Source organism: Amycolatopsis sacchari (assembly GCF_900114035.1).
Lineage (GTDB): Bacteria > Actinomycetota > Actinomycetes > Mycobacteriales > Pseudonocardiaceae > Amycolatopsis_E > Amycolatopsis_E sacchari.
On the sequence record NZ_FORP01000003.1, the window covers coordinates 22,798 to 48,910 of the forward strand.

At 70.3% G+C, this 26,113-nt stretch carries 24 protein-coding genes; 11 read left to right on the forward strand and 13 right to left on the reverse strand.

What is annotated here, in order from left to right; translation table 11 throughout:
- The first annotated feature begins 87 nt into the window (after positions 1 to 87).
- Positions 88 to 816 carry a WGxxGxxG family protein gene (locus tag BMZ92_RS36790; RefSeq protein WP_143249812.1) on the forward strand — a complete coding sequence of 243 codons (729 nt, stop codon included), beginning with the start codon at positions 88 to 90 and terminating at the stop codon, positions 814 to 816.
- Between the two features lie 567 nt (positions 817 to 1,383).
- Here the strand turns inward: BMZ92_RS36790 and BMZ92_RS06810 are convergent.
- Entirely contained in the window at positions 1,384 to 1,953 is a 570-nt protein-coding gene (locus BMZ92_RS06810) for a YbhB/YbcL family Raf kinase inhibitor-like protein (RefSeq protein WP_177228567.1), read from the reverse strand.
- On the reverse strand, positions 1,950 to 2,411 hold the full coding sequence (locus BMZ92_RS06815; protein WP_177228568.1) for a MarR family winged helix-turn-helix transcriptional regulator: 462 nt from the start codon (positions 2,409 to 2,411) through the stop codon (positions 1,950 to 1,952). The genes BMZ92_RS06810 and BMZ92_RS06815 overlap by 4 nt, the downstream gene beginning before the upstream one ends.
- A gap of 49 nt (positions 2,412 to 2,460) precedes the next feature.
- Between BMZ92_RS06815 and BMZ92_RS06820 the strand changes: the two genes are divergently transcribed.
- Positions 2,461 to 3,819 carry an MFS transporter gene (locus tag BMZ92_RS06820; protein ID WP_218153413.1) on the forward strand — a complete coding sequence of 453 codons (1,359 nt, stop codon included), beginning with the start codon at positions 2,461 to 2,463 and terminating at the stop codon, positions 3,817 to 3,819.
- Here the strand turns inward: BMZ92_RS06820 and BMZ92_RS06825 are convergent.
- A complete protein-coding gene (locus BMZ92_RS06825; protein ID WP_091504893.1) occupies positions 3,797 to 6,301 on the reverse strand; it encodes a DEAD/DEAH box helicase in 2,505 nt (834 codons plus the stop codon). The genes BMZ92_RS06820 and BMZ92_RS06825 overlap by 23 nt on opposite strands.
- Positions 6,302 to 6,410: 109 nt before the next feature.
- Here BMZ92_RS06825 and BMZ92_RS06830 point away from each other — a divergent pair, with 109 nt between their 5' ends.
- Complete coding sequence (locus tag BMZ92_RS06830) at positions 6,411 to 7,664, forward strand: primosomal protein (protein ID WP_091504894.1); 1,254 nt, start codon at positions 6,411 to 6,413, stop codon at positions 7,662 to 7,664.
- A gap of 104 nt (positions 7,665 to 7,768) precedes the next feature.
- Complete coding sequence (locus BMZ92_RS38050; protein ID WP_245782941.1) at positions 7,769 to 8,293, forward strand: hypothetical protein; 525 nt, start codon at positions 7,769 to 7,771, stop codon at positions 8,291 to 8,293.
- Here BMZ92_RS38050 and BMZ92_RS06840 read toward each other — a convergent pair.
- Both BMZ92_RS06840 and BMZ92_RS06845 read right to left on the reverse strand, forming a co-directional pair.
- A complete protein-coding gene (locus tag BMZ92_RS06840; protein WP_091504895.1) occupies positions 8,271 to 9,491 on the reverse strand; it encodes an MFS transporter in 1,221 nt (406 codons plus the stop codon). The two genes, BMZ92_RS38050 and BMZ92_RS06840, sit on opposite strands and share 23 nt — an antisense overlap.
- A 78-nt stretch (positions 9,492 to 9,569) precedes the next feature.
- On the reverse strand, positions 9,570 to 10,664 hold the full coding sequence (locus BMZ92_RS06845; protein ID WP_091504896.1) for an adenosine deaminase: 1,095 nt from the start codon (positions 10,662 to 10,664) through the stop codon (positions 9,570 to 9,572).
- 210 nt (positions 10,665 to 10,874) lie between these two features.
- Here BMZ92_RS06845 and BMZ92_RS06850 point away from each other — a divergent pair, with 210 nt between their 5' ends.
- Entirely contained in the window at positions 10,875 to 11,993 is a 1,119-nt protein-coding gene (locus BMZ92_RS06850; protein WP_177228569.1) for a PA containing protein, read from the forward strand.
- A 251-nt stretch (positions 11,994 to 12,244) separates the two neighbouring features.
- Here BMZ92_RS06850 and BMZ92_RS06855 read toward each other — a convergent pair whose 3' ends face one another.
- Positions 12,245 to 13,285: an NAD(P)-dependent alcohol dehydrogenase gene (locus tag BMZ92_RS06855; protein ID WP_091504898.1), complete on the reverse strand. Its 1,041-nt coding sequence runs from the start codon at positions 13,283 to 13,285 to the stop codon at positions 12,245 to 12,247.
- 80 nt (positions 13,286 to 13,365) lie between these two features.
- Between BMZ92_RS06855 and BMZ92_RS06860 the strand changes: the two genes are divergently transcribed.
- Positions 13,366 to 13,944: a TetR/AcrR family transcriptional regulator gene (locus BMZ92_RS06860; RefSeq protein ID WP_091504899.1), complete on the forward strand. Its 579-nt coding sequence runs from the start codon at positions 13,366 to 13,368 to the stop codon at positions 13,942 to 13,944.
- Here the strand turns inward: BMZ92_RS06860 and BMZ92_RS06865 are convergent.
- The 6 genes from BMZ92_RS06865 to BMZ92_RS06890 form a co-directional block, all read right to left on the reverse strand.
- A complete protein-coding gene (locus BMZ92_RS06865; protein WP_091504900.1) occupies positions 13,941 to 15,212 on the reverse strand; it encodes a thymidine phosphorylase in 1,272 nt (423 codons plus the stop codon). The two genes, BMZ92_RS06860 and BMZ92_RS06865, sit on opposite strands and share 4 nt — an antisense overlap.
- A complete protein-coding gene (locus BMZ92_RS06870) occupies positions 15,209 to 15,589 on the reverse strand; it encodes a cytidine deaminase (RefSeq protein ID WP_091504901.1) in 381 nt (126 codons plus the stop codon). Before BMZ92_RS06870 ends, BMZ92_RS06865 begins: the two co-directional genes overlap by 4 nt.
- A gap of 12 nt (positions 15,590 to 15,601) precedes the next feature.
- Positions 15,602 to 16,873 (reverse strand): ABC transporter permease, encoded by a 1,272-nt coding sequence (locus BMZ92_RS06875; RefSeq protein WP_091504902.1) that lies wholly within the window; start codon positions 16,871 to 16,873, stop codon positions 15,602 to 15,604.
- Positions 16,873 to 17,964, reverse strand: coding sequence for an ABC transporter permease (locus tag BMZ92_RS06880; protein ID WP_091504903.1), 1,092 nt, complete (start codon positions 17,962 to 17,964; stop codon positions 16,873 to 16,875). The genes BMZ92_RS06875 and BMZ92_RS06880 overlap by 1 nt, the downstream gene beginning before the upstream one ends.
- Positions 17,961 to 19,490, reverse strand: coding sequence for an ABC transporter ATP-binding protein (locus BMZ92_RS06885; protein WP_091504904.1), 1,530 nt, complete (start codon positions 19,488 to 19,490; stop codon positions 17,961 to 17,963). The genes BMZ92_RS06880 and BMZ92_RS06885 overlap by 4 nt, the downstream gene beginning before the upstream one ends.
- A gap of 266 nt (positions 19,491 to 19,756) precedes the next feature.
- Positions 19,757 to 20,881: a BMP family lipoprotein gene (locus tag BMZ92_RS06890; protein ID WP_091504905.1), complete on the reverse strand. Its 1,125-nt coding sequence runs from the start codon at positions 20,879 to 20,881 to the stop codon at positions 19,757 to 19,759.
- A gap of 369 nt (positions 20,882 to 21,250) precedes the next feature.
- On the opposite strand from BMZ92_RS06890, the gene sdhC reads away from it, so the two are divergent.
- The 5 genes from sdhC to BMZ92_RS06915 all read left to right on the forward strand — a co-directional run bounded on the left by sdhC (position 21,251) and on the right by BMZ92_RS06915 (position 25,821).
- Positions 21,251 to 21,709: a succinate dehydrogenase, cytochrome b556 subunit gene (sdhC, locus tag BMZ92_RS06895; RefSeq protein WP_091504906.1), complete on the forward strand. Its 459-nt coding sequence runs from the start codon at positions 21,251 to 21,253 to the stop codon at positions 21,707 to 21,709.
- Entirely contained in the window at positions 21,706 to 22,119 is a 414-nt protein-coding gene (locus BMZ92_RS06900; RefSeq protein ID WP_091504907.1) for a succinate dehydrogenase hydrophobic membrane anchor subunit, read from the forward strand. The genes sdhC and BMZ92_RS06900 overlap by 4 nt, the downstream gene beginning before the upstream one ends.
- 22 nt (positions 22,120 to 22,141) lie before the next feature.
- On the forward strand, positions 22,142 to 23,929 hold the full coding sequence (gene sdhA, locus BMZ92_RS06905) for a succinate dehydrogenase flavoprotein subunit (RefSeq protein WP_091504908.1): 1,788 nt from the start codon (positions 22,142 to 22,144) through the stop codon (positions 23,927 to 23,929).
- The gene (locus BMZ92_RS06910) at positions 23,929 to 24,711 is read left to right on the forward strand and encodes a succinate dehydrogenase iron-sulfur subunit (RefSeq protein ID WP_091504909.1); all 783 of its coding nucleotides are present in this window, start codon (positions 23,929 to 23,931) and stop codon (positions 24,709 to 24,711) included. The genes sdhA and BMZ92_RS06910 overlap by 1 nt, the downstream gene beginning before the upstream one ends.
- Before the next feature lie 126 nt (positions 24,712 to 24,837).
- Positions 24,838 to 25,821, forward strand: coding sequence for an SAM-dependent methyltransferase (locus BMZ92_RS06915; protein ID WP_143249813.1), 984 nt, complete (start codon positions 24,838 to 24,840; stop codon positions 25,819 to 25,821).
- A gap of 7 nt (positions 25,822 to 25,828) precedes the next feature.
- Here BMZ92_RS06915 and BMZ92_RS06920 read toward each other — a convergent pair whose 3' ends face one another.
- A complete protein-coding gene (locus tag BMZ92_RS06920; RefSeq protein ID WP_091504911.1) occupies positions 25,829 to 26,056 on the reverse strand; it encodes an SCO4848 family membrane protein in 228 nt (75 codons plus the stop codon).
- Positions 26,057 to 26,113 lie beyond the last annotated feature (57 nt).

The window sequence follows — 26,113 nt, forward strand, 5'->3', positions numbered from 1 at the left end:
TGAGAAAGGGGGTCCGCTCGGAGCGGCCAGGGTAAGCCGCAGCGAGGTGGCGGGGACGGGCCCCGGAACCGGGAGACGGGAGTAGGCATGCCGAAGAACGTGGGCAGGTGGCTGGCGGCGGCAGCGCTGGGCGTGGTCGTGCCGCTCGCGCCGGCGGCCGCGGAAGCGACGGCGGCGACCGTGCCCGTGGCGCAGTACGCACAGCCCGGATCGCAGCAGAACGACAACGACCAGCCGGGGAACGACAACGACAAGACCAACGACAACGGGATGTGGGGGCTGCTCGGCCTGTTCGGGTTGCTCGGCCTGCTGGGCCTGACGCGCCGCTCGCCGAGGACGCCGAAGTCCGACGTCGTGCCCGAACCGCGCCCCGCCCGCCGACCGGAGGAGCCGCGCGCCGACACGGCTTCCGGCGTGTACCCGAACGCCGTCGCGGCCGGGTATCCGCCCCACGCCTCGACCGCGGAACGCCCGGCGTACGCGACCGGGGAACGCCCGGCGTACGCGACGGGGGAACGCCCGGCGTACGCGACGGGAGAACGCCCTGGGTACGCGACGGGGGAACAGCAGGCCTACGGGACGGGGGAACAGCAGGCGTATTCGGCGCCGACGGGTGAGCAGCCGGTGTACGCGCCGACTGGTGAGCAGCCCGCGTATGCGCCGCCGGCGGGTGAGCAGACCGCGTACCCGGCGGCTGAGCAGTCGGGTTACCGCCAGCCCGTGGGCGAGCAGGGTGCCATGGGCAACTACCCGCCACCGGAGCAGACCGCGCCGCCGACCGGTGCCGCGCCCGAGGGGAGGCGCCGCCGGTTCTGAGCGGCAGAATGCCGGCTCCTGCCCCACCCCGACGGGGCAGGAGCCGGCTCTTTTTTGGGGTGTCGGGAAAGCGCTTACCCGACCTTGACCCTCGCCAGGGCACCGACCGCAAGCACTCGCCCGGCCAACCACGGAAGCGTCGGTCGCCAGAAAGCGCTTACCCGGGCCTGACCCCCGCCAGCCCGCCGACGGCAAGCACGCACCCAGCCAGCCAGGGCAGGAGCCCGCCGCCAGAAAGCGCTTACCCGGGCCCTGTCCCGGCCAACCCGCCGAAGGCGAGCACGCGCCCACCAACCACCGCACGCATGAGCCAGCCTCGGGAAAGCGCTTACGTTGCCTGACCCCCGGCCAGGCCGCAGACGGCAAGCGCGCGCCCGGCCAACCGGGGCGGGAGTCAGCCATGGGAAAGCGCTTTCGCCGCCCTGACCCCGCCAACCCGCGGACGGCGAGCACGCGCCCGGCCAACCACGGCAGCAGTCGGCCGCCTGAAAGCGCTTACCCGGACACTGCCCCGGCCAACGCGCCGACGGCGAGCACGCGCCGCACGAGCCACTCGCCAGAAAGCGCTCACGCCGCCCGAACCCCTTCCAACGTGCCGACCGCGAGCACGTGCCCCGCCAGCCGCGGCAGCAGGCCGTCCACGGCACCGCCCCCGCCCGGGTCCACGGCCGTGTCCAGTGCGTACAGGTGGAACCGGTACCGGTGCGTCCCGTGGCCGGGCAGCGGCCGGGGGCCCACGTAACCGGTGCGGCCGCGGTGGTTCGGCACGTAGCGGAAACGCCCATCCTCAGCCGCCAGCGCACCTTCCTCCAGTTCGGACACCGCCGCGTCGAACAGGGCCACCGTGTGGATGCCCGGTTTCGCCGTCGGCGTGTCCACGTCTTCGATGATCAACAGCAGCGCACGCGTCCTCGCGGGAAGTCCACGCCACCGCAGCGCGGGTGAGGTGTTCACGCCGATACCCGGACCGCAGTGCCGGGCCGGAATCGTTTCGCCGTCGCGGAAAGCGGGTGAAGTGACCTCGATCCGGTCCGAAGTGGTCAGTTCCGGGGCCCGAGTGACACTGAGTGCCTCGTCCGCGCGTTCGCGGCGCAGCAGCCAGCCGAGCGGGGTCAGCAGGAGTTCGAGCAGCTTCACGAGGAGCCTTCCGTCGAGGGGGAGTCGGCGATCGCCTGGAGGAGGCGCGCGGCCTCCGCGAGGGTGCGGCGCTGGTCGGCGGTGAGGGCGCCCAGCTGCGAGCTGAGCCAGTTCTCCCGGTGCCGCAAGGATTTCTCCGCGATCTCCCGCCCGCCCGCGGTGAGCACGAACAACACCCGGCGCCGGTCGGCGGAGTCCCGTTCGCGGACGACCTGACCGTCGGCTTCGAGCCGGTTCACGGTCTGGCTCATCGACCCCGGCGTCACCCGCGCACGGTCGCTCAGCTCGCCGAGGCTGAGCGGGCCGTGCTTGCGCAACTGGTGCAACACGAGCAGGGCGGCCTCGGCCACCTCGCCATCGGCCCGCTCGGACCGGAACCGGCTGTACACGCGCGCGACCGCGGTGCGCAGCTCCGCACCCAGTTCCGGGATCGGCACATCCTTCGCTGACTTCGCCACGATTCTTTAGTATAACGAAAGAATACGCTTAGTACTACTAAGGATGGCGATGGTGGAGAAGAAGCCCTTCGGCCTGCGGTTCACCGGCCCGCTGATGCTCGGCACGACCCTCAACCCGCTGAACAGCTCGCTGATCGCCACCGGCCTCGCCGGGATCGCGGCCGACTTCTCACTCGGCCCCGGCACGGCGGCGACGCTGGTGTCCGTGCTGTACCTGTGCAGCGCCGTGATGCAGCCGACGATGGGCAAGCTGGCCACGTTGTTCGGACCCCGGCGGATCTTCCTCACCGGCGTGGCGATCCTGCTGGTCGGCGGCGCGCTCGGCGGGCTCGCGGTGAACTTCGGCATGCTGCTCGTCTCGCGGGCGCTGATCGGCGTCGGCACCTCCGCCTGCTACCCGGCGGCGATGGCGCTGGTGCGCCGGCGTGCCGACCGGCTCGGCACCGGCGTACCCAGCCGCGTGCTCGGTGACTTCAGCATCGCCGCGCAGGTCACCGTCGTGCTCGGCCTCCCGGTCGGCGGGGTGCTCGCCGGGGCGTTCGGCTGGCGCGGGCTGTTCTGGGTCAACGTGCCGCTCGCCGCCGTCACGCTGGTTTCGGCTTTCTTCGCCGTCGAGAAGGACGAACCCCGATCCCGCACCCGCGCCGCGATCGACCTGCCGGGCATCGCGTTGTTCGCGGGTGCCGTCGTCGTGCTGCTGCTCTTCCTCGGCGGCCTCGCCCATCCCGTGTGGTGGCAGCTCGCCGTGGCGGTCGTGCTCGTCGCCGCCCTGCTGCTGTGGGAAAGGCGCGCCACCGCTCCCCTGATCGACGTGCGGATGCTCGCCGGAAACGGCCCGCTGCAACGAACCTACCTGCGTCAGCTCGTCGTCGGACTGGGCGTCTACACCTCGCTGTACGCCACCAGCCAGTGGATGCAGGAGGCGGGCGGGTACTCCGCCTCCGCGTCCGGGCTCCTCCTGCTGCCCATGTCGCTGCTGAGCATCGTGCTCGCCCGCGTCACGTCCGCCAGGGGCTGGGTCCGGCTGCCACTCACCGCGGGCGCCGCCGCCGTGATCGCCGCGGGCGCGCTGATGCTCGACGTCCACCGCGGCTCGCCCGTCCCGGTACTGATCGCCCTGTCGGGCCTGTTCGGGGTGACGAACGGGCTGTCGAACTTCGCCAACCAGGCGACGCTCTACGCCCGCTCCCCCGGCGACACGATCGCCGTCGCGGCCGGCCTGTTCCGCACCGCCGGCTACATCGGCGCGATCTTCTCGTCGAGCCTCATCGGCATCACGTTCGGCGGCCAGGTCACCGACGCCGGCTTCCACCGGCTGGCCCTGCTCGTCCTCGGCATCGGGGTGGTCTCGACCCTGCTCGCGGGCCTGGACCGGACGATCCCGGTCAGAGCCGGTTCACGTCCGTGATGCGCAGGACGGCCGAGCCCGCCTCGTCGGAGGCCGCGAGGTCCACTTCGGCGCTGATCCCCCAGTCGTGGTTGCCGTCGGGGTCATCGAAGATCTGGCGCACCCGCCACACCTCGGGCTCCTGCTCGATGATCAGCAGCGCGGGGCCGCGGGCGTCCGGGCCGGTGAGCAGCTCGTCGTGCTCCTCGTAGTACTCCTCCAGCGCGGCCTCCCATTCGACCGCGTCCCAGCCGGACGCCGCGTCCAGCTCGCCGAGCTCCTCGTACGCCCGCCGCGCCGCCAGCTCCACGCGGCGGAACAGCTCGTTGCGCACGAGCACCCGGAACGCGCGCTCGTTGCGCGTGACCGGGGGCGGGCCCTCCGGCAGCGACGGCGCGTGCGCCGCCGGATCGGTCGGGTGGCGCAGCGCCTCCCACTCGTCCAGCAGGCTCGAGTCCACCTGACGCACCAGCTCGCCGAGCCACGCGATGAGGTCCTGCAACGGCTCGGTCTTCGCCTCGTCGGGCACGGTGTGGCGCAGCGCGTCGAACACGTCCGCCAGGTACCGCAGGACCAGGCCTTCCGACCGCGCGAGCGAGTAGAAGTTGACGTACTCCACGAAGTTCATCGCGCGCTCGTACATGTCGCGCACCACGGATTTCGGCGACAGCTCGTAGTCCGCGACCCACGGGTGCCCGCGCCGGTACGTCTCGTACGCCGCGTGCAGCAGTTCCTCCAGCGGCTTCGGGTACGTGACCTCGTCGAGCAACGCCATCCGCTCGTCGTACTCGATGCCCTCGGCCTTCATCGCCGCGACGGCCTCACCGCGTGCCTTGAACTGCTGCTGCGACAGCACCGGCCGCGGGTCGTCCACAGTGGACTCGATGACGGACACCACGTCGAGCGCGTACGTCGGCGACTCCACGTCCAGCAGCTCGATCGCGGCGAGCGCGAACGGCGACAGCGGCTGGTTGAGCGCGAAGTCGAACTGCAGGTCCACCGTCAGCCGGACGGTGCGGCCCTCCTCGTCCGGCTCGTCCAGCCGCTCGACGACCCCGGCCGCGAGCAGCGCGCGGTAGATCGCGATGGCGCGCAGGATGTGCCTGCGCTGCGCCTGCCGGTCCTCGTGGTTGTCTTCCAGCAGGTGCCGCATGTGCTCGAACGCGTTGCCGGGACGGGAAATCACGTTCAGCAGCATCGAGTGCGTGACGCGGAAGCTCGACGTGAGCGGCTCCGGCGGCGACGCGATCAACCGCTCGAAGGTGCTCTCGGTCCAGTTGACGAACCCCTCCGGCGCCTTCTTCCGGACGATCTTGCGCTTCTTCTTCGGGTCGTCGCCCGCCTTCTCCAGCAGCTTCGCGTTCTCGACCACGTGGTCCGGCGCCTGCACGACGACGTACCCGTCGGTGTCGAACCCGGCACGCCCCGCGCGGCCGGCGATCTGGTGGAACTCGCGTGCCTTCAGGTGCCGCTGCCGCACCCCGTCGTACTTCGTCAGCGCGGAGAACACGACCGTCCTGATCGGCACGTTGATGCCGACGCCGAGCGTGTCCGTCCCGCAGATCACCTTGAGCAGGCCGGCCTGGGCCAGCTGCTCGACGAGCCGCCGGTACTTCGGCAGCATCCCGGCGTGGTGCACCCCGATGCCGTGGCGCACGAGCCGGGACAGCGTCTTCCCGAACCCGGCCGAAAAGCGGAAGTCGCCGATCATCTCGGCGATCGCGTCCTTCTCCGCGCGGTTGGTGACGTTGATGCTCATCAGCGCCTGCGCGCGCTCGACGGCCGCGGCCTGCGAGAAGTGCACGACGTAGACGGGCGCCTGGCCGCCGTTGAGCAGCTCGGACATCGTCTCGTGCAACGGCGTGAGCGCGTAGCGGTACGTCAGCGGCACCGGCCGCTCCGCGGACGTGACGACCGCCGTGCTGCGCCCCGTGCGCCGCGTCAGGTCCTTCTCGAAGAAGGAGACGTCGCCGAGCGTGGCCGACATGAGCACGAACTGCGCCTGCGGCAGCTCGACGATCGGCACCTGCCACGCCCAGCCGCGGTCGGGCTCGGAGTAGAAGTGGAACTCGTCGGCGACCACCTGGCCGACGGGCGCGTCGGCACCGAAGCGCAACGCGATGTTCGCCAGGATTTCCGCCGTGCAGCAGATGATCGGCGCGTCCGGGTTCACGCTGGAGTCGCCCGTCATCATGCCGACGTTGTCCGCGCCGAAGATCTCGATGAGCGAGAAGAACTTCTCGCTCACCAGCGCCTTGATGGGCGCGGTGTAGTAGGAGCGCCTGCCGTGCGCCATCGCGGTGAAGTGCGCACCCACGGCGACCAGGCTCTTTCCCGAGCCGGTCGGTGTGGAGAGGATGACGTTGGCACCGGAGACGACCTCGATCAACGCCTCCTCCTGCGCCGGGTACAGCTCGATGCCGCGTTCGGTCGTCCAGGACGAGAACGCTTCGAACAGCGCGTCGGGGTCGGGATCCGCTGGTAGGAGGTCTGCGAGAGTCATCGTGGGTCCATCGTGCCATCCCCGGTGCCGGGGCCATGGGGCCCATCGCGGTCACACCCGCAAACCCGTAGGCTTCGCTGCACACAGGTGGTGAACCGGAGGACTGGCAATGGCACAGGACATCGTCCCGATCGAACTGGGACTGCCGCAGGGGGACCTGGTCACCCTCTGGGCCCCGCGCTGGCGGGAGGACGGTGAGGAGTGGGAGGCCTTCCTCGGCGACGGCGAGGACCTGTACGCCTTCCCCGACGCCGCGCACCTGGCGGCCTTCGTCCGCACCGCCGAGCAGCACGACCTGATCGACCACCCGGCGTGGCACGTCGTGCCCGCGCTGAACGTCCCCGAGCTGATCCCCGACGACGACCACTCCTACGACCTGGTGGGCGTGCCGGAGCTGGTCGCCGAGGAGCCGGACTCGTGGACCATCAGCGAGCTGGCCGAGATCGTCGGCATCGTCCGCTCGCTCGCCGACGTGTGCGAGCTGGACGAGGTGCACGAGGTGCTCGACGCCACCGAGGGCTTCTCGCTGCTGGACCAGGGGCGGCTGCCGTTCACCGGCCGCGAGGGCGAGCGCCTGTGGACCGACCTGTCCGAGGCGGTGTCGGAGAAGTGGGACACCGTGCTCGACGCGATCGACAGCCTCGTGAAGGTGCCCGACGTCGACGCCGCGACGCTGGACCAGACCGCGGAGGAGCTGGCCGCGTTCCTGGAGGAGTCCGCCGAGGCGGAGGCCGGGGTCGAGGCGCAGGACGACGAGGACCTCGACACCACGGTCGACGAGGCCGACGAGGAGGACGACGAGCCGACGGGCTTCTGGGCCGAGGTCGGCATCGACCCGATCAAGATCGTCACCTCGGACAAGGAGTACTACACGCTCCGCTGCTACCTCGACGACGAGCCGGTGTTCCTCGGCAGCGACGGGCGGATCGACGTCTACACCTCGCCCAAGGCGCTGCTGCGCGCGCTGGCGGACCCGGGTGAGCTGGCCGAGACCGACCTGGCGCAGGTGTCCACTTGGGACGAGGTGCTCACGAAGGCGACCGCGGGCGAGCTGGAGCTCGACGTCGACACCGACAACACCTACGTGCTCGCCGGTCTCGCCGAGGACCTCGGCGAGGGCCCCGACTCGGTCGACCCGACGCAGCTGGAGCTGGCGGTCGAACTGCTCACGGACGCCGGGGACTGGGCGGACGACGACAGCGCGGGCGCCGCACTGTCCTCTTCGGAGAGTCTGGGCTGGCTGGTGTCGTTCGTGCTGCGGCCGGACCCGAACCGGCTCGCGCCGAGCGCCCCGTTCGACACCGAGCAGAGCGAGTGGCGCAAGCTCGTCGAGGCGTTCGAGAACCGACTGCGGGCGCACTGACGGCCCCTCCGGGTTGCCCGTAAGACTCCGGATCGGTGCGTCCGGTGCCGCCTACCCCTAGGGTCACGCACACCGTTTTCACCGATCCCCCCGGGAGTTCCTCGATGCCTTCGTCCGGCAGATGTCTTGCCGCCCTGCCCGTCCTCGCACTCGGCCTGGCCGCCTGCGGCACCGACGCCCCGGCCGCCTCGAGCGGGCCGGCCCCGTCCTCGGCGGCCGCGTCCACGTCGTCGGCCGCGGCCGCCGGCCCCGAGGACGCCGTGAGCACGTGGGTCACCGCCGTCCTGCGCGAGGAGTACCAGAAGGCGTGTGAGCTGACCGCCTCGCCGGGCGACGACCTGAGCAAGTGCTCCTCCCCCACCGCGACGAGGACGTTCAGGTCGCTGCACGAAGCGTGGGCGAAGCCGGGCGTCACGCTGCCGCCGCAGGCGCCCGTGAAGGTGAGCACCACCACTGCCGGGGGCGACGCGATGAGCGTGCCCGACACCGCGATCACCGTGGACGGGCACAGCCTGCACGACCTGATGCTGATCGGCTCGAGCGGCGAAGGGGTCGGGAACTTCCACCTCACCCTCAAGCTCAAGCAGCAAGACGGCTCCTGGCGCGTCAGCGGCCTCGACCTGAAGTGAGCGCCCGCTCCGCCTGAACCGGCGTGAGGCCGATGGCCAGCACCGGGAAGATGGCCGCGACGCAGAACGCCAGCGCGTACCGCGAGTCGCCGATGACCAGGCCCAGCAGGGGCGGCGTGAGCGACGAAGCGATGTTCTGCGCGGTGTTCTGCGCGCCCATCGCCCGCCCCGCCCAGTCGATCCCGGCGAGTTCGGCGGAGGCGGTGAAGCCCAGCCCGTTGTCGGCGACGGTGATCACCGCGGCGAGCACCAGCGCCAGCAGCACCAGCCATGGCCACGTCGCGTCGCCGAGTGCGACCAGCAGCATCACCGCGGCGCTGGCCACGGCGAGCTGCCGCATCGGGCGGAGCCTGCTGCCGACGCGGTCCGACCAGTAGCCGGACGCCAGCCGTCCCGCGGCGCCCAGCGCCTGCACCGCCGCGAGGAACCACCCGGCGGCCAGCGGGCTCCAGTGGTGCGCGCTGACCAGGTACACCGGCGCGAACGCCGACACCGCGAACTGCGGCACCACCAGCAGCGTGCTCGCCCCGTGCAGCCGCCACAGCGCAGGCTGCCGGTACGGCGAAACCGCCTTCGGCGCGCCCGCCTTCTTCGGCGGGCGCGGCGGGTCGAGCACCAGCCACGCGACCAGGGCCGCGACCACCAGCGCCAGGCACGCGGGGAACAGCATCGCGGCGTGGAAACCCCAGTGCTGCGCCAGCGGCGGCAGGCCCAGCGCGGCGACCCCGACGCCGAGGGGCTGCGCGGTCTGCCGGATGCCCATCGCGACCCCGCGCTCGGACGGCGCGAACCAGCCCATCACGGCCCGGCCGCTCGCCGCGTTGACCGACGCCGTGCTGGCGCCGGCCAGCAGGAACAGCGCGATCATCAGGCCCAGCGGCGGACCGCCCAGCCCGACGGCCAGCAACAGCAGCCCCGAGCCGCCCAGCCCCAGCGCCATCACGAGCCGCTCGCCGTAGCGGTCGGCGGCGGCGCCCCACGCGATGAGCGTGAACAGCAGGCCGACGCTGGGTGCCGCGACCACGGTCCCGGCCTGCGCGAGCGACAGGCCGTCCGCCGCCCGCATGGCCGGGACCAGGAACGGGATGCCGTACAGGAACGCGCAGCTCGCGGTCTGGGCGGCGAGCCCGAGCGCGAGGATGCCCCAGCGCCGTTTGCTCTCCGTGCCCGGTACCGCGGTGCCCGCCATCGTTGCCATCCCAAAATGTGAGAAGTAGCTCTTACATCTTGGACATTACTTACTCAGGCTAACTACAGCAAGGGGTTTCCCGCACGGTCACACCAGGTGGGCGTAGCCCGGTTTGATCACGTTGTCGATCAGGTCCAGCCGCTGGTCGAAATCGATGAACGCGGACTTCATCGCGTTGATCGTGAACCACTGGAGATCCGCCCAGCCGTAGCCGAACGCCTCGGCCAGCGCGGCGAACTCGCTCGACACCGTGCAGCCGCTCATGAGGCGGTTGTCGGTGTTGACGGTCACCCGGAAGCGGAGCCGCTTCAGTAACCCGATGGGGTGGTCGGAGATCGACGCGGCGGCCCCGGTCTGCACGTTCGAGGACGGGCAGATCTCCAGCGGGATCCGGCGGTCGCGGACGTAGGCGGCGAGCCTGCCGAGCTCCACCGACCCGTCGGGACCGGTCTTGATGTCGTCCACGATCCGCACGCCGTGCCCGAGCCGCTCGGCGCCGCAGTGCTGAATGGCCTCCCAAATGGACGCGAGCCCGAACGCCTCACCGGCGTGAATGGTGAAATGCGCGTTATTCGTACGCAGATATTCGAAAGCGTCGAGATTACGGGTCGGCGGAAATCCGGCTTCCGGTCCCGCGATGTCGAACCCGACGACTCCGGCATCCCGGTAACGCACCGCGACTTCCGCTATCTCCTGTGCGCGGGCGTGCTGACGCATCGCACACAGAAGAGTACCCATTCGGATGTTTTTCCCCTGTTGGGCGGCCCGGCGCTCACCCTCCGCAAACCCCGCCTGGACGGCCTCCACGACGGCGTCCAGCGACAGACCGCGCTCGGCGAACAGCTCGGGCGCGTACCGGACCTCGGCGTAGACCACCCCGTCCGCCGCGAGGTCCTCCGCGCACTCCGCGGCGACCCTGACCAGGGCTTCCTCGGTCTGCATGACGCCGCAGGTGTGGGCGAAGGTCTCCAGGTAGGACTCGAGCGAGCCCGAGTCGGCGGCCTCGCGGAACCAGCGGCCCAGCTCGTCGGCGTCCGTCGTGGGCAGCGCGTCGTAGCCGGTGGCCGCGGCGAGCTCGACGACGGTGGCCGGACGCAGGCCACCGTCCAGGTGATCATGGAGTAACACCTTGGGCACGGAACGTATCGCTTCCAAGGTCAACGGGGGTACGGCAGCAGACATGCCCTCACGGTACCCACGGCCCCGTCACCCCGATGGCCGCTGAACTCTCCACCTCGACCTCACCCTCAGCTCCGCAGGCAGCGGGCGGAATGGGCCATGTGAGTAGCGCGGGACCGGCCCGCCTTTACGGGGGCGATACCCAGAGCAATTTTATCCCGGTTAAGCTTCGGCCCAACGTCCCTTCTTTCCCCGCCGACGAAGGACCTCGAAGTGACCACTGACAATCACATTGGAGCGCCGTCCTTCGACCGGATGCGCAACATGCTGGTGCGTGCGGCCGAAGTCCGGGAGAGCGAGCAGCAGCAGATCTTCGACGCTCTCGACGACATCTACGCGCGGCTCGCGCCCGTCGACTCGCTCGGCGCCGTGCGCAAGCGGCTGTCCGAACTGCCCGACCGCACCGAGGTCAGCGTCCTGGCCGAGCGGCTGGACGAGGCCATGTCGAAGCTCGAGGCGCAGGACAACGCGATCGCGGACCTGGCGCGGGCGGTCGAGAGCATCGTCGACAAGCTCGCGAAGCCGTTCGCGCAGCTCGACGGCAGGCTGGACGGCGTGGCCGCGCGCTTCGAGGGTGTCGCGGGGCGCATGGACGGCCTCGAGGACAAGCTGGAGAGCATCCACCGGCGGCTCGACGAGCTGAACGGGCACCTGGACAAGCAGGACGCGAAGCTGGACGCGCTGCCGCAGTCGGTGCACGGCCCGGTGAACGAGCGGCTCGACCGTGCGGAGGCGGCGCTGCGCGAGCGCGTCGAGGCGGGCGACGCCGATCTGCGTGAGCGGATCGAGTCGGGGCAGGCCGAGCTGCGGTCGCGGGTGGACACCCTCGACACGGCGACGCGGGAGCGCCTGGAGGCGACCGCGCAGGGCCTGCGCACGGCGATCGACGAGACCGGCGAGATGCTGGACTCGACCCAGCGGCTGGACGGCCTGTCGAGCAAGCTGGAGACGATCACCAACCGCCTCGACGACCTGACCGGCCGGATCGACAAGGTCGAGGAGGGCGTGAACGCCCAGTTCGGCGACCTCGGCGGTTCGGTGAAGAGCGGTTTCTCACGGGTCGAGAACACGCTGTCGAGCCGTCCGGACGCGGACAACGTGTCGAACCTGGTGCGCCAGCACAACGAGGAGTCGGAGCGCCGCATCGGCGGCCAGCTCGACGAGGCGATGGCGACGTTCGCGGAGCTGATGCTCGGCGGCGGTCCCGCTGTCCCGCAGATCGCCCCGCCCCCGCCGGCCCCGCGCCAGCCCCGCCGCGCGAGGAACGGCCGCGCACCGAAGGGCACGGAGATCAAGGCGAAGCCGGACACCGACGAGTCGAACGAGAACTAGGCACAAGGGCCCTCCCACTACTCCACAGAGCGGGAGGGCCCTTTTTCATGCCCACAGCACCCAACCGCCGCCCGGCGATGCAACGCGAGCGGCCACACCGCCCACACCCACCCCCGCCCCGATCCCCAGCCGCACTTACGGCCGCTCCGGCGAGTCAAGGGTGGGCGGGGGTGGGGCCGCTCAAGCAGGCGCGCCAGCGCCGGGCACACAAGCCGCACCCCCACCCCCAGCCCCAAGCCCCACCCCGACGATCAACCCAAATCAGCCAGATCCAGCACGAACCGGTACCGCACATCCCCCCGAGCCAACCGCTCCAAGGCCTCCCCGACCCGCCCGGACGGCAGCACCTCGACGTCGGCAACCACCCCGCGCTCAGCGGCGAAAGCCAGCATCTCCGCCGTGCCCCGCCGCCCGCCGGTCCCGGACGAGGTCACCTTCTTCCGCCCGTAGACCAGCTTGATCAGCGGCGCGGGCTCCTGCAGCGGGTAGCCGAGCACGCTCAGCGTCCCGTCCAGCGTCAGGAGATCGACCAGCGGTGACAGCTCGTGCGGCCCGGGGATGGTGTCCAGCACCAGGTCGAACCGCCAAGCCGACTGGCGCAGCTGCGCTTCATCACTGGTGACCACCAGGTCGGTGGCGCCGAGCCGACGCGCGTCGTCGAGCTTGTCCGGGGTGCGGCTGAGCACGGTGACCTCGGCACCGAGCGCGGCGGCGAACTTCACGGCGAGGTGCCCGAGACCGCCCAGCCCGGCGACGGCGACCTTGCTGCCGGGCCCGACGCCGGCCGCACGCATGGCTTCCCAGGTCGTGATCCCCGCGCACAGCAACGGCGCCGCGGCCGCCGGGTCGAGCCCGTCGGGCAGCCGGTAGGCGAACTTGTCGCGCAGCACGTACTCGCGGCTGTAGCCGCCCTTCGTCACCGTGCCGTCGATGCGGTCGGTGCCGCCGTAGGTGTTGACGCCGCCCTCCAGGCAGAAGTTCTCCTGCCCCGCCTGGCACATCGCGCACTTCCCGCAGGAGTCGACGATGGTCCCGACCGCGACGCGGTCCCCGACGGCGAAGTCCGTCACCGACGGGCCGACCTCGGTGACGGTGCCGGTGAACTCGTGCCCCGGGACCATCCCCTCGGTCGGCTTGCCGGTGAGGCCTTGGAGCGCGTGCAGGTCGCTGTGGCAGACCCCGCAGTAGTCGACGCGCACGGCTATGTCGTCGTCACGCAGGTCGCGACGCTCGAACGGGAGCCGCCGCAGTTCGGTGCCGCCGGCGCTCTGCCAGCCAGTGGTCGTTCGCATGGGAATCCTTCCAGACAGACTATTCGGTCTGTTTCCAGCGTACACGCAAACAGACTGGTTCGTCTGTTAGGGTTGTTCCCGTGCCCGCACTGCCGACCACCCCGCGTGGCGCCGCGACCAGCCGGCGCATCCTCGACGCCGCCGCGGTGGAGTTCGCGGAACGCGGCATCGCCGGCGCCAGGGTGGACCGCATCATCGCGGCGGCCCAGACCAACAAGGCGCAGCTCTACGGCTACTTCGGCAACAAGGACGGGTTGTTCGACGCGGTCGTCGCCGACCGGGCCGACCGGCTCGTCGACGCCGTCCGCTTCGACGCGAACGACCTGCCCGGCTGGGCGGTGGCGATGTACGACGAGACCCTGCGCCACCCCGAACTGGTCCGGTTGATGACCTGGCTGCGGCTGGAGCGCCGTCCGACCGGCAGGCTTTCCGACGGCGCGAACGACGAAGCCAAACTCTCGGCCATCGCGGCCGCCCAGGCGGCGGGTCGCGTCCGGCCCGGGGATCCGCTCGACCTGTTCACCATGGTCCTGGCGATGGCCTTCGCGTGGTCACCGGTCAGCGGGATGCACGCCGCCACGCCGGACGACCCGGCCGAGGACCACGAACGCCGTCGTCAGCTGCTCCGCGAGTGCGTCGAGCGCGCGGTGATGCTCTAAGCGCGCACGGTCTCCAGCACCAAAGGCCGCTGAGACACGGGCCCGTCGCCGACGACGACGGCCCCTTCCAGCGCCTCCAGAGCTCCCGCCACTGCCTCCGGCGTGTCGGTTCGCAGCTCCAGCAACGGTTCCCCCGCCGAGACCCGATCACCGGGTTTCGCTTGCAGGACAACGCCTGCCGCGTGCTGGACCGGGTCCTCGCGGCGTGCCCGTCCCGCGCCGAGGCGCCACGCCGCGACGCCCACGGCATAGGCGTCCAGCTGCTCCAGGATCCCGTCGCGTGGCGCGGGCACCACGTGCACGTGCTCGGCGACGGGCAACGGCGCCTCCGGGTCGCCGCCCTGGGCGCTGATCATGCGGCACCACGTCTCGTACGCCTCCCCGGACGCGAGCACCGCCGCCGGGTCCGCGTCGATGCCCGCCAGCGCCAGCATTTCCCGCGCCAGCGCGACCGTCAGCTCGACGACGTCCGCCGGTCCCCCGCCACGCAGCACCTCGACCGACTCCGCGACCTCCACGGCATTGCCCACGGCCCGGCCCAGCGGCACGGACATGTCGGTCAGCAGCGCCGTCGTCGCGACCCCGTGCGCGGTCCCGATCTCGACGAGCGTGCGCGCCAGCTCCCGCGCCTGCTCCGGGGTTTTCATGAACGCGCCCGAGCCGCACTTGACGTCCAGCACCAGCCCCGACGAGCCCTCGGCGATCTTCTTGCTCATGATCGAACTCGCGATGAGCGGGATGGACTCGACAGTGCCCGTGACGTCCCGCAGCGCGTACAACTTCCGGTCGGCGGGCGCGAGCCCCTCGGTCGTCGCGCACACCACGGCGCCGACGTCGTTGAGCTGCCGCGTGATCTCGTCGGTGGACAGCGCCGCCCGCCAGCCGGGGATGGACTCCAGCTTGTCGAGCGTGCCGCCCGTGTGCCCGAGCCCGCGCCCGGACAGCTGCGGCACGGCGGCCCCGCACGCCGCGACGAGCGGGGCCAGCGGCAGGGTGATCTTGTCGCCGACCCCGCCCGTCGAATGCTTGTCCACGGTCGGCCGGTCCACGGCCAGCGACAGGCGCTCCCCGGAGTCGATCATCGCGCCGGTCCACGTGGCGGTCTCGCGGGCGTCCATGCCCCGCAGGAAGATCGCCATCGCCAGCGCGGCCATCTGCTCCTCGGCCACGGCTCCGCGCGTGTAGGCGTCCACCACCCACGCGATCTGCTCGTCCGACAGCCGCCCACCGTCCCGCTTCGCGCGGATGACGTCGACCGCGGTGATCACGGCAGGTCGTCCGGGCCGAAGGCGTCCGGCAGCACCGACGACATCGGCAGGATGCCCGACGGGGTGTCCACCAGGCACTCCGGTCCGCCGTGTTCGTACAGCAGCTGGCGGCAGCGGCCGCACGGCATCAGCAGGTCCCCGTCGCCGGAGCGGCAGGCGACCGCCACCAGGCGGCCGCCGCCGGACAGCCGCAGCTGCCCCACCATCGTGCACTCGGCGCACAGGCCGAGCCCGTAGGAGGCGTTCTCCACGTTGCAGCCCTGCACGACCCGCCCGTCGTCGGTCAGGCCCGCCACGCCCACCCGGAGCTTCGAGTAAGGCGCGTAAGCGCTTTCCGCCACCCGCACGGCTTCCGCCCGCAGCGCATCCCAGTCCACAGTGGACACCCGTCAATCCCCTTCACCACGCCGGTACCGCGCCCCGTCGGCCTTCGGCGGCCGCAGCCGCTGCGAAGCCGCCGCCAGCACGATCAGCGTCACCACGTGCGCGGTGTACGGGATCAGGTCACCGGGCAGCGAGTCGTTCGACCAGTAGATCCAGTACAGGATCCCCGCGCCGACGACACCGAGCGCCGCCGCGATCCACTGCCGGCGGATCAGCTGCACCACCACGACCACGACCAGCAGCAGCACCGCGCCGTACAGCAGCGCCAGCACCGCCTTGCCACCACCGGCGAGCTGCAGACCGTCGGCGTACCCGAACAACGCGGCACCGCCGAGCAGGCCGCCCGGCCGCCAGTTGCCGAAGATCATCGCGGCCAGGCCGATGTAACCGCGGCCGTTGGTCTGGTTCTCCAGGTACCCGCCGCCGCCCTGCAGCAGCACCAGCGCCGCGCCGCCCATCCCGGCCAGCGCACCCGAGAACAGCACGCCCACGTACTTGTACGCGTAGACGTTCACGCCCAGCGACTCCGCCGCGACCGGGTTCTCCCCGACCGAGCGCAGCCGCAGCCCGAACCGCGTCCGCCACAGCACCAGGTAGCTGACCGGCACGAGCAGAATCGCGATGATCGTCAGCGGCGAAACCCCCGTGACGAGCCCGTCGACCAGCCCGGCCGCGTCGGAGATGCCGACACGCTGCTGGTTCTCCAGGTCACGCAGCCAGTCGGACAGGAACGTCGCCGAGTACGTGTCGAACACAGGCACGGTCGGCGACTGCCGCGGGTTTCCGGACAGGGGCTGGAAGATCAGCGTCGAGAGGTACTTCGCGATTCCCAGCCCGAGCAGGTTGATCGCCACACCGGAGACGATGTGGTTGACGTTGAACGTCACCGTCGCCACCGCGTGCAGCAGCCCGCCGAGCGCACCGAACACCATCGCCGCGAGCAGGCCCAGCCACGGGCCGCCGTGGTAGGCACCCCAGGCCGCGCCCCACGTGCCGAGGATCATCATGCCCTCGAGCCCGATGTTGATCACGCCGGCGCGTTCCGCCCACAGCCCGCCGAGCGCGGCCAGCAGGATCGGCAGCGCGAGGCGCAGCGCGGTCTGCGCGGTGTTCGTCGAGGTCAGCGTGTTGACCCCGGTCAGGTACGAGGCCGTGGACAGCACCGCGATGATCCCGACCGCCCACAGCACGCCACGCGCCCAGCCGGGCACCCGCCGCCGCCTCGGCGGCACGGGCACGGTCGTCGCGTCGCCGGCCTGAGCCGTTCCGAGCGCCATCAGATCGCACCGCCTTCCGCGACCGAAGCCGGTTTCCCGCCCGAGAGCGCCCGGCCGACGCGGCGTTGCGCGGCGGCCAGGTCGGCCCGCTTCACGACCTCGTAGGCCACCACGACCGACAGCACGATCGCGCCCTGCATGATCGTCGCGATCTCCTTCGGCACGTTGACGGTCTCCAGCGAGACGGCGGACTTGTCCAGGAACGCCCACAGCAGGGCGCCGAGCGCGATCCCGCCGGGGTGGTTGCGGCCCAGCAGCGCGACCGCGATGCCGGTGAAGCCGTAGCCCTGGGTGGAGGTGATGGCGTAGCTGAAGTCGCGGCCGAGCAGCTCCGGCATCGCGACGAGCCCCGCCACACCACCGGAGAGCAGCATCGCGATGAGCGTCATGCGCTTGGAGTTCACGCCGCCCGCGGCCGCCGCGGTCGGCGATTCGCCGCTCGCGCGCAGTTCGAAGCCGAACCGCGTGCGGTTGAGCAGGAACCAGTAGCCCGCGCCGATCACCGCGACGATGATCACGAACCCGAACAGGCTCGCGTCGCCGAGCGGGATGCCCGGCACGCGGCCGGAGGGGTCGATGACCTGCGTGCGCAGGTTGTTTCCGGTCAGCACGCCGAACTGGTCGGGGTTGATGAGGAACGCGACGATCCCGCCGACGACCGCGTTCAGCATGATCGTCGAGATGACCTCGGACACGCCGCGCGTCACCTTGAGGATCGCCGGGATCGCGGCGTAGACCACGCCAGCCACCACCGCGACGACGATGATCACGAGCGCGTGCAGCACCGGCGGCAGGTGGAGGGCGCCGCCGATGATCGCGGCCCACACCCCGGCGAACCGGTACTGGCCCTCGACCCCGATGTTGAACAGGTTCATCTGGAAGCCGATCGCGACCGCCAGCGCGGACAGGTAGTACACCGTCGCGAGGTTCACCGTGTCCACCGCGGTGGTGCCCTGGCCGAGCTGCTTGAGCATCGTCCAGTACGCGCTCAGCGGGTCGGAGCCGGAGATCAGCAGCGCGACCGAGCAGATGAGCAGTGAGAAGACGATCGCCAGCAGCGGCGGGAGAACCTTGGTACGCCAGGAAGTCACGCCGCCTCCACCCCCGTCATCGCCGAGCCGAGTTCCTGCGGCGTCACCGTCGCCGGGTCGGCTTCGCTCACCAGCTTGCCGCGCAGCATGACGCGGATCGTGTCGGAGAGCCCGATCAGCTCGTCCAGGTCCGCGGAGATCAGCAGCACCGCGAGCCCTTCGTGGCGCGCCACGCGGATCTGCTCCCAGATCAGCGCCTGCGCACCGACGTCCACACCCCGCGTGGGGTGCGACGCGATGAGCAGCACGGGGTTGCCCGAAAGCTCCCGCCCCACGATGAGCTTCTGCTGGTTCCCACCAGACAACGCGGCGGCCGGCACGTCGATGCCCGGCGTGCGGACGTCGTAGTCGGCGACGATGCGCCCGGTGTCCCGGCGCGCGCCCGCGATGTCGAGCAACTGTCCTTTCGAGACCGGTTTGCGCGTCTGGTACCCGAGGATCCTGTTGGCCCACAACGGTTGCGTGAGCAGCAGGCCGTGCCGCGTGCGGTCCTCGGCGATGTAGCCGATCCCCGCCTCGCGCCGCGCCAGCGTGCCGAGCCTGGTCAGCTCACGTGCGGTGCCGTCGGCCTCGACGAGCTCGACGCGGCCGCGGCTCGCCTTCCGCATGCCCATGATGGTCTCGACCAGTTCGGTCTGGCCGTTGCCCTCGACACCGGCGATGCCGAGCACCTCGCCCGCGTGCACGGTGAACGAGACGTCGTCGAGGATCGCGCGGTCGCTGCCCTCGGCGTCGAGCCGGAGCCCGGTCACCCGCAGCACGGCCCGCTCGGTCACGGTGGACTCGCGGGTCTCGGGGCTGGGCAGCTCGGAACCGACCATCATCTCGGCCAGCTCACGCGTGCTGATCTGCTTCGGGTCCGCCGTGCCGACGGTGGTACCGCGGCGGATCACCGTGACCGTGTCGGCGATCGCGCGGACCTCGTCGAGCTTGTGGGAGATGAAGATGAACGTGAAGCCCTGCTCGCGCATGGACCGCACGGTGTCGAACAGCGCCTCGACCTCCTGCGGCACCAGCACCGCGGTCGGCTCGTCGAGGATGACGATCTTCGCGCCGCGGTACAGCACCTTGATGATCTCGACGCGCTGCCGGTCGGCGACGCCGAGCGTCTCGACGAGCGCGCCGAGCGGGGCGTTCAGGCCGGTCTGCTTGGCCAGCTCGGTCAGCCTGGCCTTCGCGCGGCGCCCGATGCCGTGCAGGTTTTCCGCGCCCAGCAGGACGTTCTCGCTCACCGTCAGGTTGTCGGCGAGCATGAAGTGCTGGTGCACCATGCCGATGCCGGCGCGGATGGCGTCCTGCGGGTTGCGCAGCCGCACCTCCTCGCCGTTGACGGCGATCGTGCCCTCGTCGGGCTGCTGCATCCCGTAGAGGATCTTCATGAGGGTGGACTTGCCCGCGCCGTTCTCGCCGCAGACGGCGTGCACCTCACCGGCGCGAATCGTCAGGTTCACGTCCGAGTTGGCGACCACGCCGGGAAACCGCTTCGTGATTCCCCGCAGCTCCACCACCGGTGGTTGCTCAGTCATGGTTGGGAGACTCCCCGAAAGGCGTAGAAGTGTTCTGAAGGGATTTGCTTGGCGGTGCGGGTGGCGGAACCTGAGGTGGCCCCTCGCTCCGGGATCGCCTCCTCATGACCGCCAGGTCACCACGTCGGCGCTGTCCTCGCGAGGAGCCACCTCAGAACCCGCGGCGGTGCCGGTTGGCGGCCCACCGCAAGCGGCTCCGCCGCTTCAAAACACCATTGGGGCTCGGGAGAGGGTCGCCCTCCCGAGCCCCGCACGCGAGGTGGTAACTACTTCTGCGGTGTCGTCGGCACCGTGATCTGGCCGGAGATGATGGCCTGCTTGTAGCCCTCCAGCACCGACTTGATGTCGTCGACCTTGCCGCCCGACGTGGCGTAGCCGACGCCGTCGACCTTGAGGTCGAACCGCTTCGGCAGCGAGGCCAGGTTGTTCGTCGCGACGGCCTGGATGTAGTCGTAGACCGCGACGTCGACCCGCTTGAGCATGGACGTCATGATCACGTCCTTGTACTCGGCCACCGTCTGCTGGTTGTACTGGTCGGAGTCGACCCCGATGGCCAGCGCGTTGGACGCCTTGGCCGCCTGGAACACGCCCTTACCGGAGGCACCGGCCGCGTGGTAGACCACGTCGGCACCGGCGGCGATCTCCGCCGCGGCCTTCGCGTTGCCCTTGGTCGGGTCCTGGAACCCGGTGTTGTCACCGGCCGGGGTCAGGTACTCGTCCTCGATCTGGACCTTGCTCGACGCGGCCTTCGCACCGGCCAGGTAACCGGCCTCGAACTTCTGGATCAGCGGGGTGTTCACGCCGCCGACGAAGCCGATGTGGCAGTTCTTGCTCTTGTACACCGCGGCGACACCGGCCAGGAACGAGCCCTGCTCCTCCGCGAACACGAGCGGCGTCACGTTGGGCTGCTGCACCGAGTCGTCGTCGATGATCGCGAACTTGGTGTTCGGGTACTTCGGCGCGACGGCGCCGACGGCCTCCGCGTAGGCGAAGCCCACCGCGACGATCGGGTTGTACCCGCCGCCGGCCAGCTGCGTCAGCCGCTGCTCCTTGGCCGCCTCGTCCTCGGTCGGCGAAGCCGTGCTCTCCTGCACGTCCTTCACGCCCATGTCGGTCTTCGCCTTGTCGACACCGGCCGCGGCCGCGTCGTTGAACGAGGCGTCACCACGCCCGCCGATGTCGTAGGCCAGACCGATCCGCAGGCCGCTCGCGTCGACCTTGGCGCCCGCGGCGCTCGAGGACGTCGCGGCGGCGGCCGCGGACGGCGCGGTCGCGGTGACGCAGGACCCGGCGTTGCCGGACGCGTTGTTGTTGCTGCTGCCGCCGCTGCCGGAGTCCTTCGCACATCCGGCCAGTGCGAGCACGCCCGCCAGCGCGGTCGCGGTCAGCATCGCGGCACGCGTTCTACGCACGCTCTTTCTCCCTCCCCGCCGTGGTACGACGGTCCCGAGACCGGCCCGGCGAATTCGCCGGGCTCGACTGGCGAACCGTACCGGGCGGTGAACGGAAGCCTGCACGGAAGCCACTGCCCGTAACCTAAATGTTTGTTACTGCTCCGGCAGGGCGATCGTCCTGCTACGGGGCGTGAGGATCACCAGGTGGAGTGATGCGGGCCACGCGCTCGGTGTCTGGTCGATCACACCCGGGAACCCGGCGTTGAGTGCGCCCCCGCGCGCGGGTTTAGCATCCGTTTATCCAAGCTCGTTGACGTTCCACTGCCACGGGCACAGTCCAACCACGACGTTGGAGGCCGTTCACCGATGTCCACCACGGCTACCCCCGCCGCTGGAAGCAGCGCGGCGGAGGCGAGCGATCGGGCGGGTGCCTCACGCCGGAAGGGGACCTTCTACCGGGGCGACCCCGGCATGTGGTCCTGGGTCCTGCATCGGATCACCGGGGTACTCACCTTCTTCTTCCTCTTCGTCCACGTGCTCGACACCGCATTGGTCCGGGTCTCGCCGGAGACCTACGACTCGGTGATCGAGACCTACAAGACCCCGATCGTGAACCTCATGGAGGTCGGTCTGGTGGGCGCGGTGCTCTACCACGCGCTCAACGGCATCAGGGTCATCCTCGTGGACTTCTGGTCCAAGGGCACGAAGTACCAGAAGCCGATGCTGTGGACGATCGTGGTCGTCTGGCTGGTCGTGATGATCCCCGGTGCCGTCGCGATGCTCTGGCGCACCGCGTCGATCCTGTTCGGAGGTGACGCGTCATGAGCCAGGAGGCACTGGCGCTCGACAAGCCGCGCTCCCCGCGGCGCCCCGCCGCCCGGCGGAACAACTTCGAGCTCTACAGCTGGCTGTTCATGCGGATCTCCGGCATCCTGCTGGTCTTCCTCGTGCTCGGCCACCTGCTGATCATGAACATCCTTGACGGCGGCGTGCACCGCATCAACTTCGGTTTCGTCGCCGGCCGCTGGGCCTCGCCGTTCTGGCAGGTCTGGGACCTGCTGATGCTGTGGCTGGCCGAGATCCACGGTGGCAACGGGCTGCGGACGATCATCGACGACTACGCCCGCAAGGACACCACGCGGTTCTGGCTGAAGATGCTGCTCTACTTCTCGATGGTCGTCGTGCTGTTCACCGGCACCCTGGTCATCTTCACGTTCGACCCGAACATCAGCTGACCCCACCACCAAGGAAGCGGATATGCAGTTCCACAAGTACGACGTGGTGATCGTCGGCGCCGGTGGTGCCGGGATGCGCGCCGCCATCGAGGCGGGGCAGCGGGCCCGCACCGCGGTCCTCACCAAGCTCTACCCGACGCGTTCGCACACCGGTGCCGCGCAGGGCGGGATGTGCGCCGCGCTCGCCAACGTCGAAGAGGACAACTGGGAGTGGCACACCTTCGACACGGTCAAGGGCGGTGACTACCTCACCGACCAGGACGCCGCGGAGATCATGGCCAAGGAGGCCATCGACGCGGTGCTCGACCTGGAGAAGATGGGCCTGCCGTTCAACCGGACGCCCGAGGGCAAGATCGACCAGCGCCGGTTCGGCGGGCACACCCGCGACCACGGCAAGGCCGCGGTGCGCCGGGCCTGCTACGCCGCGGACCGCACCGGCCACATGATCCTGCAGACGCTGTACCAGAACTGCGTCAAGCACGGCATCGAGTTCTTCAACGAGTTCTACGTCCTCGACATCACGCTGACCGACACCGAGGACGGCCCGGTCGCCTCGGGCGCCATCGCCTACGAGCTGGCGACCGGTGAGATCCACGTCTTCCAGGCGAAGTCGATCGTGTTCGCCACCGGTGGTTTCGGCAAGGTCTTCAAGACCACGTCGAACGCGCACACGCTCACCGGTGACGGCATGGGCATCTACTACCGCAAGGGCCTGCCGCTGGAGGACATCGAGTTCTACCAGTTCCACCCGACAGGCCTGGCCGGGCTGGGCATCCTGCTCACCGAGGGCGCCCGCGGCGAGGGCGCGATCCTGCGCAACGCCGACGGCGAGCGGTTCATGGAGCGCTACGCCCCCACCATCAAGGACCTCGCGCCGCGTGACATCGTCGCCCGGTCGATGGTGCTGGAGGTGCTGGAGGGCCGCGGCGCGGGACCGCACAAGGACTACGTGCTGCTCGACTGCACGCACCTGGGTGCCGAGGTGCTGGAGACCAAGCTGCCGGACATCACCGAGTTCGCCCGCACGTACCTGGGCGTGGACCCGGTGAAGGAGCCGGTGCCGGTGTACCCGACCGCGCACTACGCGATGGGCGGGATCCCGACCAACGTGCACGGCGAGGCGTTGCGGGACAACGACACCGTCATCCCCGGGCTCTACGCCGCCGGCGAGTGCGCCTGCGTGTCCGTGCACGGCGCGAACCGGCTGGGCACCAACTCGCTGCTGGACATCAACGTGTTCGGCCGCCGCGCCGGGATCGCCGCGGCGGAGTACGCGCAGGGCCGTGACCACGTCGAGCTGCCGGAGAACCCGGCCCGCCTCGTCGAGGGCATGGTCGAGCACCTGCGCACCGCGCACGGCGGTGAGCGGGTCGCCGACATCCGCACCGAGCTGCAGCAGACCATGGACACCAACGCCGCGGTCTACCGCACCGAGGACACGCTGAAGACGGCGCTGACCGACGTGCAGCGGCTCAAGGAGCGCTACGGCCGCATCGCCATCCAGGACAAGGGCAAGCGGTACAACACCGACCTGCTCGAGGCGATCGAGCTGGGCTTCCTGCTCGACCTGGCCGAGGCGCTCGTCAACGCGGCGCTGGCGCGCAAGGAGTCCCGTGGCGGCCACGCCCGCGAGGACTACCCGAACCGCGACGACGTCAACTTCATGCGGCACTCGATGTCGTACAAGATGCTGCCGGAGAAGGAGGACCCGGACGCCCCGCTGGGGATCAACGGGTTCACGGCCGACATCCGGCTTGACTACAAGCCGGTGGTCTTCACCCGGTACGAGCCGATGGAGCGGAAGTACTGATGACTGCGATAAGCGAGGACACGACACAGCGCTTGTCGGGGCAGATCCCCGCGCCGGAGGGCTCGGTCACCATCACGGTGAAGATCCTGCGGTTCAACCCGGAGGTCGACACCGAGGCGCACTGGGAGTCCTACGACGTCCCGGCGCTGCCGACCGACCGCGTGCTGAACGTGCTGATGAGCATCAAGAACTACGTGGACGGCACGCTGTCGTTCCGGCGTTCCTGTGCGCACGGCATCTGCGGCTCGGACGCGATGCAGATCAACGGCATCAACCGGCTGGCGTGCAAGGTGCTGGTCAAGGACCTGCTCGCGAAGGACGGTAAGCAGACCACGGTGACCATCGCGCCGATCAAGGGCCTGCCGACGATGAAGGACCTCTACGTCGACATGGAGCCCTTCTTCGAGGCCTACCGCGCGGTGAAGCCGTACCTCATCGCGTACGGCAACGAGCCCACGCGCGAGCGGATCCAGTCGCAGGCCGACCGGGAGCGCTTCGACGACACCACGAAGTGCATCCTGTGCGCCGCCTGCACGTCGTCCTGCCCGGTGTACTGGAACGACGGCTCGTACTTCGGTCCGGCCGCGATCGTCAACGCGCACCGGTTCATCTTCGACAGCCGTGACGAGGGTTCCGAGGAGCGGCTGGACATCCTGAACGACGCCGAGGGCGTGTGGCGCTGCCGCACCACCTTCAACTGCACCGACGCGTGCCCCCGCGGCATCCAGGTGACGAAGGCGATCCAGGAGGTCAAGCGGGCGCTGCTGTTCAAGCGCGTCTGACCACCTTCCCGGAAAGGGGCCCGGCGGGATTTCCTCCCGCCGGGCCCCTTTTCGTCAAGGGCAACGATCGTGCACGAACGCCCTCATGATCTCCACGCCGCCCGGGCCGTTTGGAACGCTGGACACGTGGAGAGATTGCAGGCCGCGATGACGGCTCGGGCCACGCTGAAGAGCTGGGCCGAAGGCAGGGAACTCGTCGAACTCGTCCGGGCGGCGCACCGGGCCGGCTGGCTGGACCAGCTGCGAAGTGGTGCCACCGTGGAGAAACTGGCGGCGCAGGGCGTTCCCGCCGAGCGGGTGCGGTCGGTGCTGGAGCTGCTCGTCGCGGCCGGGGTGGCGGAGGCCGAGGCGGACACGTTCCGGCTGACCCCCGCGTTCGACGCCCTCGTCGAGGGGGGCGAAGGCATCACGCTGTCGTCGACGCTCGAGGCCGTGGACCTGGCGAGCAACCGGATCGCGCTGGCCACCGAGCCGGTGGTCCCGGGCTTCACCCCGGCGGAGGCGCTGGTGCTCGCCCGCGACTGGGGTGTCGGCCCCACCGAGGACGCGCGGCAGCTGTACCGGGTGATTTATGAGGCCCTGCCCGAATTCCGGGACCGCCTCGAACAAGGCGGTCCGCTGCTCGACGTCGGCAGCGGGAAGGGCGGCGCCCTGCTCACCACGCTGACGGCCTTCCCCGGACTCCGCGCGGTCGGCGTCGAAAGCGTGCCCGAGGTCATCGAGGAGACTCGGCGGCGTGCGGAAAACGCCGGAGTGGCCGACCGGGTCGAGCTCCGCGCCATCGACGCCCGCGACCTGAAGGACGTGTCGGAGTTCGCGGTCTGCTACTGGGCTCAGGCGTTCTTCGCCACCGAGGCCCGCGCCGACACCCTCGCCCGGATCTTCGACGCGCTGCGGCCCGGCGGGCTGCTGCTGGTGCAGGAGATCCTGCCGCAGCAGGCCGAACCGACCGTCCGCGTTCGCCTCGACCTGCTGTTCCACCGGCAGCAGGGCACCGACTTCGGGCGTTCGGCGGAAGCGCTGGCGGAGGAGTTGTCCGCGGCCGGGTTCGCCGACCCGCGGATCGCCGCGACCCCGGCGGGAAGGCTCGTCCTCGCGAAGAAACCCTGACGCGGCCTCAAACCTTCCGGCCGGCGCGCAGGCCGCGCCAGCCGAGGACCCCGATGATCGTGCCCAGCACGAAGGAGACGATCGCCAAAACCAGGTGCACGACGAAAAAAGCGGTGGCGGAACCGTCCGGTGCCCACGAATTGTCGCTGGCCCACAGGTTCTTCACGAAGGTGATCCAGATGATCCAGGACCACACGCCGAAGGCCAGCAGGAACAGCGCCACACGTCGAGACATGGATCGAGTATCCCCCGATCGGATTCGGGGTTTTCACGGGGAACCGAGACGGCCGTG